The organism is Winogradskyella pulchriflava (assembly GCF_042434315.1).
Lineage (GTDB): Bacteria > Bacteroidota > Bacteroidia > Flavobacteriales > Flavobacteriaceae > Winogradskyella > Winogradskyella pulchriflava.
This window is the reverse complement of the sequence record NZ_JBHLTQ010000005.1, coordinates 461,687-477,873: the sequence shown is the minus strand read 5'-3', so window position 1 is coordinate 477,873 and position 16,187 is coordinate 461,687. Positions and strand designations below refer to the sequence as shown.

The 16,187-nt window shown below is 34.5% G+C and carries 15 protein-coding genes; 10 read left to right on the top strand and 5 right to left on the bottom strand.

What is annotated here, in order from left to right:
- Positions 1 to 105: 105 nt before the first annotated feature.
- The 5 genes from guaA to ACFFGA_RS11505 all read left to right on the top strand — a co-directional run bounded on the left by guaA (position 106) and on the right by ACFFGA_RS11505 (position 4,874).
- Positions 106 to 1,641 carry a glutamine-hydrolyzing GMP synthase gene (guaA, locus tag ACFFGA_RS11525; protein ID WP_386064098.1) on the top strand — a complete coding sequence of 512 codons (1,536 nt, stop codon included), beginning with the start codon at positions 106 to 108 and terminating at the stop codon, positions 1,639 to 1,641.
- 102 nt (positions 1,642 to 1,743) lie between these two features.
- The gene (locus ACFFGA_RS11520; protein ID WP_386064095.1) at positions 1,744 to 3,648 is read left to right on the top strand and encodes a LysM peptidoglycan-binding domain-containing protein; all 1,905 of its coding nucleotides are present in this window, start codon (positions 1,744 to 1,746) and stop codon (positions 3,646 to 3,648) included.
- Between the two features lies 1 nt (position 3,649).
- On the top strand, positions 3,650 to 4,051 hold the full coding sequence (locus ACFFGA_RS11515) for an OsmC family protein (RefSeq protein ID WP_386064092.1): 402 nt from the start codon (positions 3,650 to 3,652) through the stop codon (positions 4,049 to 4,051).
- A complete protein-coding gene (locus tag ACFFGA_RS11510; RefSeq protein ID WP_386064089.1) occupies positions 4,052 to 4,597 on the top strand; it encodes a DUF922 domain-containing protein in 546 nt (181 codons plus the stop codon). It abuts the gene before it with no gap.
- A 49-nt stretch (positions 4,598 to 4,646) separates the two neighbouring features.
- A complete protein-coding gene (locus tag ACFFGA_RS11505) occupies positions 4,647 to 4,874 on the top strand; it encodes a DUF3820 family protein (protein WP_386064086.1) in 228 nt (75 codons plus the stop codon).
- Positions 4,875 to 4,950: 76 nt separating this feature from the next.
- Here ACFFGA_RS11505 and ACFFGA_RS11500 read toward each other — a convergent pair whose 3' ends face one another.
- The 4 genes from ACFFGA_RS11500 to ACFFGA_RS11485 all read right to left on the bottom strand — a co-directional run bounded on the left by ACFFGA_RS11500 (position 4,951) and on the right by ACFFGA_RS11485 (position 7,254).
- Complete coding sequence (locus tag ACFFGA_RS11500) at positions 4,951 to 5,610, bottom strand: hypothetical protein (protein ID WP_386064085.1); 660 nt, start codon at positions 5,608 to 5,610, stop codon at positions 4,951 to 4,953.
- Positions 5,611 to 5,772: 162 nt separating this feature from the next.
- Positions 5,773 to 6,054 (bottom strand): hypothetical protein, encoded by a 282-nt coding sequence (locus tag ACFFGA_RS11495; RefSeq protein ID WP_386064082.1) that lies wholly within the window; start codon positions 6,052 to 6,054, stop codon positions 5,773 to 5,775.
- 4 nt (positions 6,055 to 6,058) lie between these two features.
- Positions 6,059 to 6,493, bottom strand: coding sequence for a hypothetical protein (locus tag ACFFGA_RS11490; RefSeq protein WP_386064079.1), 435 nt, complete (start codon positions 6,491 to 6,493; stop codon positions 6,059 to 6,061).
- Positions 6,494 to 6,693: 200 nt separating this feature from the next.
- On the bottom strand, positions 6,694 to 7,254 hold the full coding sequence (locus tag ACFFGA_RS11485; protein ID WP_386064076.1) for a hypothetical protein: 561 nt from the start codon (positions 7,252 to 7,254) through the stop codon (positions 6,694 to 6,696).
- Positions 7,255 to 7,439: 185 nt separating this feature from the next.
- Here ACFFGA_RS11485 and pyrG point away from each other — a divergent pair, with 185 nt between their 5' ends.
- Both pyrG and yidC read left to right on the top strand, forming a co-directional pair.
- Entirely contained in the window at positions 7,440 to 9,059 is a 1,620-nt protein-coding gene (pyrG, locus tag ACFFGA_RS11480; RefSeq protein WP_386064073.1) for a CTP synthase, read from the top strand.
- A 166-nt stretch (positions 9,060 to 9,225) separates the two neighbouring features.
- Positions 9,226 to 11,133: a membrane protein insertase YidC gene (gene yidC, locus ACFFGA_RS11475; RefSeq protein ID WP_386064071.1), complete on the top strand. Its 1,908-nt coding sequence runs from the start codon at positions 9,226 to 9,228 to the stop codon at positions 11,131 to 11,133.
- 104 nt (positions 11,134 to 11,237) lie between these two features.
- Here the strand turns inward: yidC and ACFFGA_RS11470 are convergent, their stop codons facing one another.
- Entirely contained in the window at positions 11,238 to 12,236 is a 999-nt protein-coding gene (locus ACFFGA_RS11470; protein ID WP_386064068.1) for a fasciclin domain-containing protein, read from the bottom strand.
- A gap of 67 nt (positions 12,237 to 12,303) precedes the next feature.
- On the opposite strand from ACFFGA_RS11470, the gene ACFFGA_RS11465 reads away from it, so the two are divergent.
- The 3 genes from ACFFGA_RS11465 (at position 12,304) to ACFFGA_RS11455 (ending at position 16,166) form a co-directional block, all read left to right on the top strand.
- Positions 12,304 to 13,014 carry a toxin-antitoxin system YwqK family antitoxin gene (locus tag ACFFGA_RS11465; RefSeq protein ID WP_386064065.1) on the top strand — a complete coding sequence of 237 codons (711 nt, stop codon included), beginning with the start codon at positions 12,304 to 12,306 and terminating at the stop codon, positions 13,012 to 13,014.
- Between the two features lie 214 nt (positions 13,015 to 13,228).
- Positions 13,229 to 14,416 carry a tRNA 2-thiouridine(34) synthase MnmA gene (gene mnmA / locus ACFFGA_RS11460; protein ID WP_386064062.1) on the top strand — a complete coding sequence of 396 codons (1,188 nt, stop codon included), beginning with the start codon at positions 13,229 to 13,231 and terminating at the stop codon, positions 14,414 to 14,416.
- Positions 14,417 to 14,558: 142 nt separating this feature from the next.
- Positions 14,559 to 16,166: a S8 family serine peptidase gene (locus ACFFGA_RS11455; RefSeq protein ID WP_386064059.1), complete on the top strand. Its 1,608-nt coding sequence runs from the start codon at positions 14,559 to 14,561 to the stop codon at positions 16,164 to 16,166.
- The last annotated feature ends 21 nt before the right edge of the window (positions 16,167 to 16,187 follow it).

The following is a 16,187-nucleotide window of genomic DNA, read 5'->3' as shown; positions in this document are numbered from 1 at the left end:
CGTTTCATAATTATTGAGTTTTAAGAAATAAATACTTTCTCTAAATTAGATATAAAATTTGTTTGGTTGTTATACTAATTTTAGTTGCAATTGCTATTTTTGCACATGCAACACAACAAAGTCCTAATATTAGATTTCGGATCGCAATACACGCAGCTGATAGCGAGACGTGTAAGAGAATTAAACATCTATTGCGAAATTCACCCATTCAACAAAATTCCAGCAGATTCAGACAGTTTTAAAGCTGTTATTTTATCTGGTAGCCCTAATTCGGTTAGAGGAGAAGATGTTCTTCATCCAGACCTCTCAAAAATTCGTGGTAAAAAACCAATGCTAGCCGTATGCTATGGTGCACAGTATTTAGCACATTTTTCCGGAGGAGAAGTGGCTGAGTCTAATACCAGAGAATACGGTAGAGCTCACTTAAACTTTATAAAGGAAAATGAAGACTTCTTTACAGGAATTTCTAAAGGAAGTCAGGTTTGGATGAGCCATAGTGATACAATTAAAGCCTTACCTACAAACGGAGTGTTATTGGCAAGCACACACGATGTAGAAAATGCAGCTTATAAGATTGAAGGTGAAACAACCTATGCAATTCAATTTCACCCTGAAGTGTATCATTCTACTGACGGAAGACAATTGCTAGAAAATTTCTTAGTGCATATTGCTAAAGTAGAGCAGGATTGGACACCACAATCATTCGTAGAAGAAACCGTTGATGAATTAAAAGCGAAGCTTGGTAATGATAAAGTTGTACTGGGATTATCTGGTGGAGTAGATAGTTCTGTTGCTGCTATGTTATTGCATAAAGCTATTGGTAAAAATCTGTATTGCATCTTTGTAAATAACGGTTTACTTCGTAAAAATGAATTTACAGATGTCCTTACCCAATACGAAGGCATGGGATTAAACGTTAAAGGTGTAGATGCTTCGGCACGCTTTTTGGAAGCGTTAAAGGGATTAAGTGATCCAGAGCTTAAGCGAAAAGCTATTGGAAAAACGTTCATTGAGGTTTTTGATGATGAAGCACATCATATACAGGATGTAAAATGGTTGGCACAAGGTACTATTTATCCAGATGTTATAGAAAGTGTTTCTGCAACTGGTGGACCTAGTGCAACGATAAAGAGTCATCATAATGTTGGTGGATTGCCAGATTTTATGAAACTCAAAATAGTTGAGCCACTTAAGGCTTTGTTTAAGGACGAAGTAAGACGTGTTGGTGCTTCTATGAATATGGATAAGCAATTATTAGGACGTCATCCATTTCCAGGTCCAGGTTTGGCAATTCGTATTCTTGGAGATCTGACTGAGGAGAAAGTTCGTATATTACAAGAGGTAGATGCTATTTTTATAAATAACCTTCGTACTTGGAATTTATACGACAAAGTTTGGCAAGCTGGTGCTATGTTACTACCAGTAAATAGTGTTGGTGTTATGGGAGACGAACGTACCTATGAAAAATGTGTGGCATTAAGAGCGGTAGAAAGTACAGACGGTATGACTGCAGATTGGGTAAATTTACCATATGAATTTTTACAAAAGACCTCAAATGAAATAATAAATAAAGTGAAAGGTGTAAATAGAGTTGTGTACGACATCAGTTCTAAACCTCCAGCTACAATTGAGTGGGAATAACAAACTTCCTGCGAAAGCAGGAATCTCTTTGGAAATTGCTATAAGACTAAATTTTTGAATTTAGTCTTATAAAATTCGAAGGGATGATAAATTCAATACTAAATGAAAAACATTTTAACCATAATAGTAATCGTCTTAACTATTAACTTAAGTGCCCAAAACTATATTGAGCACAAAATAAAGGATGGAGAAACTATTGAGAGTATAGCCAAAAAATATATGGTGACTCCTTTCGATATCTATGCTTTAAACCCAGATGCTAAATCCAAATTTCAGACGAATACAGTTCTTATTATTCCTAATTCCAAAGTTAAAAACCAACCTATTGAAGAACAATCACGCGAGTTAATAGGTTATAAAACCCACAAAGTTAAACGTAAAGAAACGCTCTACGGTTTATCCAAGAAGTACAATATCTCTGAAGAAGAAATAAAAAAAGCCAATCGGTTTTTATATTCAGAAAATTTAAAAAAAGGTGATAAAATACGTATTCCAAGATATAAGACATTTGTTTCTAAGCAATCTTACACCAATACCATAAAAAAATATACCGTTCAGCCAAAGGAAGGCAAATGGAGAATAGCATACAAATTTGATATTACAGTTGCAGAACTAGAGGCTTTAAATCCTAATATGAAACCAGTGCTTCAACCTGGTGACGAGCTTAACGTGCCTAATATTGAAGATAAAGAAGAAAAGGTAATTGAATCGGCTTACAATTATTATGAAGTTTTACCAAAGGAAGGTTTTTATAGGTTGAAAGTAAAAACAGGCTTAACACAAGAACAGCTTGAAGAACTAAACCCTGAGCTTAAAGAAACAGGTTTAAAATCAGGCATGATTTTAAAAATTCCTGCGTCAGTTGATACTAAAGCCAATCTTTCAGATGTTGAAACTACAAAACTAGAATCTAAACTAAAGAACTTTAAAACCAAACGTTTGGCTTTAATGATGCCATATCGTCTAAACAGAATTGATACCGATTCTGTTGCCGAAGCTAAGGCTATGATAAAAAACAATAGGCTGCTATCCATTGTTTTAGATTTTCATATTGGAGTAAAGATGGCATTAGATTCTGCAAAGCAATTGGGTATTTCTACAGATTTAAAAGTTTTAGATACACGTTACCAACCATCAACTACTAGCAAACTGTTAGAAGAGAATGATTTTTCAGAGTACGATGCGGTTATTGGACCAATGGAAGAAACCAGCTTCGATAGAGTTGCGAATGCACTTAAGCAAGATCGAGTGCCTGTAATTGCAGCATTAAATAAGCCAAAAGAGGTATATGTTAATGTGTTTCAAACCATTCCTGAAAATAAATTATTGGAAAAAGCCATGATAGACTTTGTAAAAGCCGATAGTTTAAAAAGAAAGGTTGTAGTTATTTCAGATCAGGATAATCGTCCTACGGCAGAGTTGCTTAAAACGGAATTTCCTGATGCTAAGGTTATCTATTCGCAAAAGCACAAAAAATCGGGTAAGGATGCCCATTATATCTATCCTGTACAATTAGAAAATGTTTTTCCACAAGGTAAAACTGTAGTGTTTCTAGAAACCGATAACAACGAATTTGCATCAAGTGTTATAAGCATACTTAATGGTTTGGTAAGTGATACTACTGAAATTGTTTTAGTAACACTCGATAAAAACAAAGCCTTTGATGGCAAAAATATTGATAACAACAATTTGTCTAACCTTAAGTTTCATTATCCATCAGTACACAAGGAATTTGATGAAACCGTGTCTAATGGTTTTGTAAAAGCTTACCGAAATGAGTATGGTGTATCACCAAGTAAATATGCTGCACGTGGCTTTGATATTACTTTAGATATTTTACTACGTCTGGCTACTGAAGAAAACTTGTACGATGCCTCTAGCGATGTTATTGAAACCGAATATGTAGAAAACAAGTTTAGATATAACAAATCGTTATTTGGTGGTTATGTAAACGAAGCGATTTACATTGTAAAGTACGACAATCTAAGAATTGTAAAAGCCAACTAAAATGACATCAAAAGTAACTTATCTAGGCAATCTCAGAACCGAAAGCGTTCATGTAAAATCCAATAATTCTTTTATTACAGACGCGCCAATAGACAATAATGGTAAAGGTGAAGCGTTTTCTCCTACAGACACTGTTGCTACAGGATTGGCTAGTTGTATGCTAACCGTTATGGGAATTAAAGCAAGGGATTTGGGAGTTAATATGTCTGGTACCACAGCAGAGGTTACCAAGACTATGGCAAGCAATCCAAGACGAATTTCTAAAATAGAAGTCGTTCTTAATTTTTCTTTTGAAGCAGATGACAAAACAAGAAAAATTTTAGAGCGTACTGCAAACACTTGTCCTGTGCATTATAGTTTACATCCAGATATCGAAAAGGATATCACGTTTAACTGGCAATAAATGCAATTAAAATATGTAATAGTTTGTGTTGTTTTTCTTTTTGTTGGAATGACTTCCAATGAAGAGACCATGTCTTGGAATGAAACACAGAAACTCACTTGGGCAGATTTTAAAGCAAGTCCAGATCCAAATTCTGATGCTGTAGCATTAACAGCCTCAGGGATTACTTTTGGATATTCCGTTAAAACTTCTGGTAGAAGAATCATAGCATTTACAACAACCGTTGAAGCCCATTTTTATCCTAATAAATCGTGGTATATTAAGGATAGAGGAGACGATCATATTTTACGACACGAGCAACTGCATTTTGATATCACAGAATTGTATGTCCGTAAGTTTAAACAACAATTAGAGCGTTTGGTAGTTAACCAAAATATAAAAGAGCAAATGGCTCAGGTGCATACAGCAATCAATGAAGCCTTAGGGAAGACCCAAAAAGAATACGACGCACAGACCAACCATTCTATCAATGTTGAAGCACAAAGGTATTGGGAATCGTTTATTGCTGATGAGCTCAAAAAATTAGATGAATACAAGTCACAATAATTTCCCAATGTCACACTGAGCGCAGTCGAAGTGTCTTCAAATAAAATTTATGCAACCAGACAAGAAAGCTTTGATAGAACTAGCGCATTACAAAATGCCCTTCGGAAAATACAAAGGTGAATACTTAGTAGATATTCCAGAATACTACTACACTTGGTTTAAGCAAAAAGGCTTTCCTGAAGGTAAATTGGGTAGAATGATGACCCAAATGCACGACATTAAAATCAACGGACTAGAAGAGTTGATTTATACGATTAAACGGGATTTCAGGCGGTAGTTTTTTTGAGATTCTCTAACGGTTATACATTGTTAGCCACAGTTTTTTAATTTCCAAAAGAAAATTTCGTCTCATTCTATGCTTTATGTCTTGTAATAAAATCTTGAATACTTGAGATGAATAATTTTACCTGTTCTGAATTATATTCATCATAATTACCGTGTGCAGCTTTATTTCTTAAATCGAGCCAAGCAGTTACATTTTTATTGTCAAGTTTTTCATAAACATTCGCTTTTGTAAGCTCTACATTTATATTACTTGCTTTTTTTGGATTTCCCTTTGCATCTAGTAAATCAATACTATGCTTTGTAGCAAGTTGTTTTAAATGGTTCTCTAATGTTGAACCTGCCAAAACTGCTGCTGCATCTTTATATCCTGTTTCGTTTAAGTGGTTAGACATTTCTAAAAAATCCGAAAACACATTTGAATGAACTAGTTCAACCAAACTTTGTAAGTAGCCATTCTCAATGTCATCTTTTAACGAACTTACTACACCTAAAATGTCAGAAGTATGCTTATGTAAGTAAGGATTTAATGCTTGAATTTTGTTTATTTCTTTACTGTATGTAGAATTTTCCCCAGTGATTCTATGAATTGCGGCTATTGAACTTGTCACTAAACTTTGCCTATCTATTTTGGGCTTATCACTCAAATCATTGTATTCCGATGTTCTTCTATATTGGTGATATTTCTCAAGAAGTCTGTTTAATTGATTTAAGTGGAGTTCGTTATTCATAATGGTTTTTCAAATTGTGGCTAACGGTTTGGCTATGATTCCGTTACGAGAAAATCCGCGAGGATTTTCGGAGTAGGAATCAAGCCAAGTTAAATATACAGTTTTTTGGTTTAGCATTTAGCGAGCAATGGATTATAGCCAGTGTTGTGTGCTGTTTTTTTATTAACTTAAAAATTCTAATGTCCAGCTGATATTGGTTTTTAAAAAATTAAGTTCAGTTCCGTCAATATCACAAGTCTGCCATAGTCCATCTTTCCTAGTTATTGTGAAATCTCCGTGTTTTGAATTTAGCCCTATGTCATTTAATTTGATATGAAAACTGTCAATATTATCACTAGTTGTTTCAGTAAACACAGCACTAGTTAAAAATGCAGTATCACTTTCTATAAATTGCTTCTCTTTTGGTAATGGGATATACCAGAAATTTATTTTATACTGTTTCATTTCATTATGAATTAGCAAATTCCAGAACCTCATTTAAAAAATATATACTTTTATTTCTGTAATCTTGATAATTTAATTTAACTAAAGAATTATCTATTTTTTCAACTTCTTCTCTGATAACTTTAAGAATATCATCAATATTATCATTTGTTACTCCCCATCGGAATTGTTTTGTTTCTAAACATTCTAACGAAAAAACAAATAAAGGCATATCTTCCTCATTGATAATTTGGCCTATTCTATCATAAAATTCGGCCAATAAACTACCTCTATTTCTTAATTTGTCTTGGACTGATATTCTGAACTCGTAAATCTGAAAATATTTTTCTTCATTTGATGAAATTCCAAAATTAGTTTGCTTGTACAATTTTACAATTGCCCTTGCCGTATGCCCAGGCGAACCAGGTCCGTTTCTTAAAATCCATTTTGAGAATCCCATAATTTGATTAAGTTATTTGAGTCTTGTTTAAAATTGCACACAAATTTAGTGATATGAGTCCGTTTTAATGACTCATATCAGACCTTAACGAAGTTAACCGAAAATTTTCACAAAGTCAACCGTTAAAATTAACAGTAAAGTGTTTTCTAGTTTTTTAGACTTCATTAAAGCTAAAAAGTACACTGTTAGGTCTATTTTATTTAGAATAATTTATACGTTGATATCACATCGTATTTTCCATATTCACCAACTTTAAGGAAATAATCTCCATTGGGTTTTAAAATTAAAAAACCGCCATTGAGCCCTTCATTCTTAAAAAAGAAATTTCTAATGACATTATTTTTATCTACTTTCCAATTAATTTTCTTTCCGTGATAATAATGCAAGTCTTTAACTCTTTTATTTATAATCCAAAAGTGATTGCATTCCTCTATCTTATCTAAATTCTTTTTAATGTTTCCAGAAAATATATCCCAAGGAACTCTATAACCCTTTCTGTATATAGTTGGATCATTGTCTATGAAATTTATAATGATTTTTTTATCAAAATCAATATCGTGGTCAATAATATTTAATAAATGACTTTTTAAGATTTCATAGTTTTCATTGGATAATTTTCCTGTGGTATGGCTTTTTACTTTAGTTTGTGTGCCATCATAGTTTTCTATAGTATATACGTAAGGTTTTTCGTTAATCAAATTTTTAGATGAAGAACATCCAAGTATAGCTATTATGACTAAAATTTTTAGCAGATTTTTCATTGTAGTTGCCAAGTTTTATAGTTTAAATCGAGCATTAACGAAGTTAGTTGAAAAATTTTATAAACTCAAAATAGATATATTCTGAATTTATTTCAGAATCTTAATAAAAAATTGATTTATCCTTACTTTATAATTGTACTAAAGCCATTTTTTATTGTAAATTTGCCTGCGTTTAACAACGCATCATGACCACAAACCCTAAGTATATTTTTGTAACTGGCGGAGTGTCTTCCTCACTTGGAAAGGGCATTATCGCAGCTTCTTTAGCCAAACTCTTGCAAGCTCAAGGTTACAGAACTACCATCCAAAAATTAGACCCATATATTAACATAGATCCTGGTACACTAAATCCATACGAGCATGGCGAATGCTACGTTACGGATGATGGTGCCGAAACCGATCTAGATCTGGGACATTACGAACGTTTTTTAAACGTGCCAACATCTCAGGCAAATAACGTTACAACTGGTAGAATTTACCAAAGTGTTATAGACAAAGAACGTCGTGGTGAATTTTTAGGAAAAACAGTACAAGTTATTCCACATATTACGGATGAAATTAAACACAGAATTCAAATTCTTGGTAATTCTGGTGATTACGATATTATTCTTACTGAAATTGGTGGAACCGTTGGTGATATTGAGTCTTTACCTTATATAGAGGCTGTACGTCAATTACAATGGGATTTAGGCGAAAACAATGCTTTGGTTATCCATTTAACCTTAATTCCTTATTTATCTGCTGCTGGTGAGTTAAAAACCAAACCAACTCAGCACAGTATTAAAACCTTAATGGAAAGCGGAGTACATGCTGATATTTTGGTATGTAGAACAGAACACGAGCTACACGATGGTCTAAAAACCAAGTTGGCACGTTTTTGTAACGTAAAGAAGGAAGCTGTTATTCAATCTATTGATGCATCTACTATTTACGATGTGCCAAATTTAATGCTCGAGGAAGGTTTGGATAAAGTAGTTTTAGATAAACTTAATCTAAAGAGCGACGTACCAGACTTAGGACGTTGGAATGAATTTTTAAAGCGTCACAAAAATCCGAAGAGTGAAGTAACCATTGGCTTAATTGGTAAATACGTAGAGCTTCAAGATTCCTATAAATCTATTCTCGAAGCCTTTATCCATGCAGGTGCAGAAAATGAAGTTAGTGTTAATGTAGAGCCAATTCATTCTGAATATTTGAATGAAGATAACATAGAGTTCAAACTACAACATTTAGATGGTGTTTTGGTAGCACCAGGTTTTGGTGAGCGTGGTATAGAAGGAAAAATTGAAGCCGTACGTTATGTTCGCGAAAACAATATTCCATTCTTAGGTATTTGTTTGGGTATGCAAATGGCAGTTATAGAATATGCAAGAAATGTATTAAACCTTAAGGATGCCAATTCTATTGAAATGGATGAAACCACTAAGAATCCAGTAATCAATTTAATGGAATCTCAAAAAAATGTGGTTAATAAAGGAGGAACAATGCGTTTGGGTGCTTGGGATTGTGAAATTACAGACGAAAGCAGTATAGCGTATAAAGTCTATGGAAAGTCGCACATTAAAGAGCGTCATAGACATCGTTTTGAATTTAATGACGATTATAAAGCGCAAATTGAAGCAGCTGGATTGAAAGCTACAGGATTAAATCCTGAAACTGGTCTTGTAGAAATCATAGAAATACCAAGCCATAACTGGTTTGTTGGTGTACAATACCATCCTGAATACAAGAGTACTGTTGCTAATCCACATCCACTTTTTGTGGCATTTGTTAGTGCAGCATTAAAATATAAAAACAAAAAATAATGTGTCACATTGGCACAAATGCTATTTTTGGATAGCTTTTTGGGTTGTCCAATTAAAACAGATAAGCCTTTTAAATTTGTTATTCTGAACTTGTTTCAGAATCTAGGCTTTTTTGATAAAACTAAACTAAGTAAGAAATCAGATTACCGTTTTCACGGCAAACAATATGGAAGAAAAGAAACTAGACATTAACTCAATAATAGGATTTATCCTCATTTTCGGAATCCTGTTATTTATGATGTATCAAAATAGTCCTACTCCAGAAGAGATTGAGGCACAAAAAAAGGCAGAGCAAGAGCAGGTTGAAGCTGAAAAGAAAGAGAGCAAGCAAAATGAAGCTGTTGTAACTACAGCACAGGATTACACTAATATTAAGACTTTAGATTCTACACAACGCGTAGCTGCGGAGAATAAAGTTGGTGCGTTTGCATATGCATTAAACCAACCAACATCAGGAGATGGCCAGACAACAGTAGAAACTGATGTGTTTGAACTAAGGTTCAACAATAAAGGTGGGCATTTAGCAGAAGTAAAATTAAAGAAGTTTGTCACTTTCGATTCGGTACCTATTTATATGGTAAAGGATAATAATAGTAATTTTAATATTACGTTCGGAACATCAGACAACAGAACACTTAATACCCAAGATTTACCGTTTCAGCCAACAGTTTCTAAAAATGGGGAAAACACTGTAGTGTCAATGAAACTTAAGGTTTCAGAATCTCAATTTTTAGAGTACAGATACGAGCTAAAACCTGATGATTACATGATTGATTTTTCAATCAAATCACAAGGCTTAAGTAATGTTTTCAATACATCACAACCGATTACTTTAGATTGGAAACAAAAAGGCATAAGGCATGCTAAGAGTATTAGTTACGAAAATCGTTATACACGATTAACCTATATGCATGATGAGGACAGAGTAGATAAATTGTCGCAAATGGGTGATGATGATGAGACTATTGAAGATGTAGAGTGGTTATCGTACAGACAGCATTTCTTCAGTTCTATTTTGGTAACGGATGATAGTCCGTTTAAAAAAGCGGAAATCACATCTACAAATTTGGTTGAAGATGAAGAGGTCGATACTTTATTCACCAAGCTTTATACTTCTAAAATGCCTTTAGCGTATAGCGGAGGAGAAATTAATAAGGATTTAGGATTGTACTACGGACCAACAGACGCTAAGACTTTAAAAGCTTATGATAAGGATTTAGAAGAAAGCATTCCATTTGGCTGGGGAATTTTTGGTTGGATTAACAAAGCTTTATTCATTCCTTTATTCGGGTTTTTAAGTGGATTTCTTCCTTATGGTATTGCTATTATAGTGATGACTATTTTGGTAAAAATCATGTTGTCATTTGTGCAGTACAAGCAGTTTTTATCTCAGGCTAAAATGAAAATCTTAAAGCCAGAGTTAGATGCGATTAGAGAAAAGTATAAAGACAACAAATTAAAAGCACAGCAAGAAACAATGGCATTGCAGAATAAAGCAGGAGCTAGTCCGTTGAGTGGTTGTTTACCTGGTTTAATGCAGATACCTGTATTCTACGCTTTGTTTATGTTTTTCCCAACAGCTTTTGATTTAAGACAAAAAAGCTTCCTTTGGGCAGACGATTTAAGTTCTTATGATTCTATAGCAGAGTTACCATTTAATATTCCTTTTTATGGAGACCACGTAGCATTATTCCCAATATTAGCAGCAATTGCTATCTTCTTCTATATGAAGATGACGACAGGTCAACAAATGGCAACACAGCCAACACAAGAAGGTATGCCAGATATGGGTAAAATGATGAAGTATATGATTTACTTCTCGCCATTATTAATGTTGGTGTTCTTTAATAATTATGCTTCTGGATTAAGTTTGTATTACTTCATTTCTAACCTAATTAGTATTGGTATTATGTTAGTGATTAAAAACTACATCATTGACGAAGATAAAGTACTTGCTAAGATTGAAGTGAGTAAAAGCAAGCCTAAAAAGCAAAATAAGTTTCAGAAGAAAATGGCTGAAATGATGGAGCAAGCAGAGCAACAAAAGAAGGCGCAACAGCGAAGAAAAAAATAATTTTTTATAATATATAAAATGAAAAAAGCCGTTTGAAAATATTTCTTACGGCTTTTTTACTTACTAATTAATTAAGGTAATCACCCTTAAAGCTTTCTTTTTCATTAATCTTCAGATTGTAGTGGTAGTATAACTCTATCAATCACATGTACAACACCATTCATAGATTGAATATCCACTAAAGATGTTATAATATTACTTACTCTTCCATTTGGGTCTGTTAACGTAAAATTACTGGTGTCTGCAGTAATATTACCTCCAATTGTAGCTACTGTACCAGTTGATAATTCATCAGATTGTACATTTGCACCTACTATATGATAAGTCAATACAGCATCTACTGTTGCAGGATCTAGGTCTGCTAATGTTGTATTTCCTGAAGGATCTAATTCTAATAATAACGCAGCGAAAGCTTCATTTGAGGGTGCGAAAACCGTAAACGGACCAGCTTCGGCATTAGATACCGTAGAAATGTATGGTACGGTTGGCGAACCAGAGTCTGCTAATTGTAAAGCACTTACCAAGTTGCTTAGAGCAGGATTTGTTGTGGCAAATGTTGCAATAGTTGGTAAGTCAATTACCGTATCTACAATATGAAGAACACCATTTGAAGCTAAATAGTCTGCATTAGTTACTGTAGACATTCCATTTATCATTACACCAGTAGTAGTAGTGTAATAAAGACTTAAATTTTCACCGTTTGGACCAACTGCAGCTGTATTTGCATAACCCGAACCAGAACTTATTAATGAAGATGATGTTATAGTACTACCAATTATAACATGATTTAACAAAATGTTTCTAACTAAATCTTCTTCTTCAGATGAAAGATTATTCAAATCTAATCCAGTAGCGTTTAAAAGTTGAGCAAATGCAGCATTTGAGGGAGCAAATACCGTAAATGGACCTTCACCTTGTAAGGTTGTTACTAAATCTGTAGCCTGAAGAGCTGCTGCCAAAGACGTTAAGTTGTTTTGCAAAGCGATATCCACAACAGTTGTAATTTGACTACTATTTGAACTGTCGTCATCACTACAAGCAGTAACTGACGCCATAAGTAAAAATACTGCTAGTAATTTGAGTGTTTTTGAAATAATTTTCATTTTTTTGAGTTTTTAAAATTGTTCAACATTTTCAAACTTTTATTAGTTTGTTTAACAAATTTACAAAATGATTAAACAAAAAGTTTATTTCTTTTTTATTTTAACATTAATTTTAACAACTGTTAATGCACAAAATGCAGTCAATCAATTTGATAAAGACGGCAAACGTCACGGTTTGTGGACTAAAAATTATCACAAAACAGATCAAATACGCTATAAAGGAAACTTTAGGCATGGTAAGGAAATAGACACGTTTAAATATTACACCTTGTCTAATGGAAAGAGTGTGTTGAGCGCAACTAAAGTTTTTAATGATAAGGATAGTATTGCCGAAGTCATTTTTTATACCTCAAAGAAAAAGATAATTAGTAAAGGAAAAATGAACGGTAAGCTATATATAGGCGAGTGGGTATATTATCATAAAAACACTTCTCAGATAATGATTACCGAAAACTTTAATGACAAAGGCAATCTGGAAGGTGAACGTACCGTTTTTTACGAGAGTGGAAAGATAGCAGAACAGACTTTTTATGAAGATGGAAAACTAAATGGTGTCTGCAAATGGTTTTACAAAAGTGGCAAACCGCTGCGTCAGTCGCATTACAAAGACGACTTATTAAACGGTAAAACCATTAACTACGATCCTGATGGAAATATCATCTCTGAAGGTGATTATGAAAAGGACATGAAAGCTGGAATTTGGAAATATTACAAAAACGGTAAAATCACCAAGGAAATAGACCATACCAAGCAAAAGGTTATTAAAAAATACGAATAGTTTTAAGCTATACTGATAATAGAATTTTGAAATGGTAATCCTAACGCGATTACCTTTTTTATTTTGTAATTTTGCCGAAGTTTTTCAGACAAAAAAGTAATTCATTCGAGTTCCCTTTCAGGGAAGGGCTAGGGATGGGTTTTAATATATTAATAAAAAAAATGCCTTGCGCCTCCGCTAAAGCTTTGGAGACAAGCGGACGTAGGAAATAAACATGAAACGTGTTATAGTAGGACTTTCAGGAGGAGTAGATTCTAGCGTTGCAGCCTATCTTTTAAAGGAGCAAGGCTATGAGGTTATTGGCCTGTTTATGAAAAACTGGCACGATGATTCCGTAACCATTTCAGATGAATGTCCTTGGTTAGAAGACAGCAATGACGCTATGTTAGTGGCAGATAAGTTGGGCATTCCGTTTCAAACGGTTGATCTCAGTGTACAATACAAAGAGCGTATTGTGGACTATATGTTTAACGAATACGAAAAAGGACGTACACCAAATCCAGATGTGCTGTGTAATCGCGAAATAAAATTCGATGTCTTTATGGATATCGCTATGGAATTGGGCGCAGATTATGTTGCTACGGGTCACTATTGCAGAAAAGCTACTATTGAAACTGATGGTAAAGAAATCCATCAACTATTAGCTGGTGTCGATAACAACAAAGACCAATCGTACTTTTTATGTCAGCTGTCACAAGCACAATTGGCAAAAGCCTTATTTCCAATAGGTGAATTAACCAAACCTGAAGTTAGGGAAATTGCTAAAGCACAAGATTTAATCACTGCCGAAAAGAAAGATTCGCAAGGTTTATGTTTTATAGGTAAAGTAAGATTACCAGACTTTTTGCAACAACAATTAAAACCCAAAGAAGGTGTCATTGTTGAGGTTGAGGATTCCTTTGAAGTTTATAACCAAGCCATTCCAGAATTCAATTCAAAAGAAAACGAATTGGCATTTTTTGCCAAAAAACCTGAGTATGCTATTTCAGACGGGAAAGTTGTTGGTAAACATCAAGGAGCGCATTATTTTACTAAAGGTCAGCGTAAAGGCTTAGCTGTAGGTGGTACTACGGAGCCGCTTTTTGTTATCGATACAGACGTTAAGGAAAATGTAATTTACACTGGTCAAGGCAAAAATCATCCTGGTTTATTGCGTAATGTGCTATTTGTAAGCAATGACGAATTGCATTGGATTCGTGAGGATTTGGCACTAAATGATGGCGAAACTCTAGAGGTTATGGCAAGAATTAGATATCGTCAACCATTAGAAAAAGCAACACTTTATAAAGTCAGTTCAGGACTCTACGTAGAATTTGCAAACAAACAATCTGCCATTACCGAAGGTCAGTTTGTAGCGTGGTACAATGGTGAAGAATTATTAGGTTCAGGAGTTATTTCTTAGTAAAGTATAACGTCACTTCGAGTGTCCCGACAGCAATTGTCGGGATGTATCGAGAAGGCATTACAAACATTTTGTTCCTTAGATGTATTGTGAACATTTAAGAATTCCCAACAAATCCTTAACTTGCACTAAAAGCAAAGCTATGATAAGTAAAATCACCATGCTTTTATTGCTCCTCATCACAATAAACAGCTACGCTCAAGAAGATGCTTGGGTTTACCTTACTGACAAGCCAAACGAAGCGACAGCTTTGGCTAATCCTATTTCAATTCTAACCCAAAAAGCCATAGACCGAAAGCAAAATCATGGTGTTGCAATAGATGCCAGAGATGTGCCTGTTCACGAGCCTTATATTGCCAATTTAAAAACCCAAACAGGCATTACGGTTTTAGCAAAATCAAAATGGTTTAATGCTGTACACGTGAGAGGAACAGAAACCGATATCAATGCGTTAAGCGCATTAGCTTATGTAGATAGCATTGATTTTGCCAATAACAATTTAGATGCTCCATCGCGTGCTTCAGTAGTTAACAATAAAACCAAAATAGAAGATCAACTTGTGGATTTTACTTATGGTGATACCCAAAACCAGGTTGAGATGATTAATGCAGACAATCTTCACCTTTTAGATTATACAGGAGAAAACATTACCATTGCGGTTTTAGATTCTGGCTTTCCTAATGTCAATACAATGGCTGCATTTCAGCGTTTGCGTACCAATGGAGACTTGCTAGATGGTTACGATTTTGTGACCCGAAATGCAGATGTCTATGCCAACACAGCAAGTTCGCATGGCACACGAGTATTGAGTACTATGGCAGCTTTTATACAAGACGAATTTGTTGGTACAGCACCAGATGCATCGTACTATTTGTTTATAACAGAAGATGCAACCAGCGAAAATCCAGTAGAAGAAAGTTACTGGGTTGAAGCGGCTGAACGCGCTGATAGTTTGGGAGTGGACATAATAAATACCTCTTTAGGTTACCGTGTGTTTGATAATCCCAATTACGATTATACTCCTGCAGATATGAATGGTCAAGTGGCTTACATCACAAAAGGAGCGTCCATTGCAGCAGAAAAAGGCATTTTGATAGTTGTTAGTGCGGGAAATTCAGGTGCTACAGCTTGGCAAACCGTTGGTGCGCCTGCAGATTCACCAGATGTGCTCACCGTTGGTGGAGTAGATGATAATGGAGATTATGTATCGTTTAGTTCACAAGGTGGAGCAGCACAAGTTGGTTATCAAAAACCAGATGTCGTAGCTAGAGGTGGATTGGCTTATGTTGTGGATGAGGATAATAACATTAACCAAAATAATGGCACATCATTAAGTGCTCCAATTTTATGCGGAGGTATTGCATCGTTATGGGAAGCAATTCCAGATACAACACCAACTGAAGTGATGGATCTTGTTAGGCAATCGGCTTCACAATACACAACACCAGACGATTTGTTGGGTTATGGTATTCCAGACTTGGATTTGGCAAGGAGTTTAGGACTAGGTGAAGAACAAATAGACAGTTTTAACTTTTATCCTAACCCAGTTACAACGCAATTAAATTTTAGCTTGATTTCTAATATTGACTATACAATTACGCTCAATAACCAGTTAGGTCAAGAGGTTTTAAGAACCAAACTTAATGCAACACATAATGCCATAAATGTTGAAGGATTATCAACAGGATTATATGTCATGCAAGTATCTTCTGAGTCAACTACAAAAACCTTCAAACTGATAAAGCAGTAATTTAAGTTTCAGCTGTCAGTT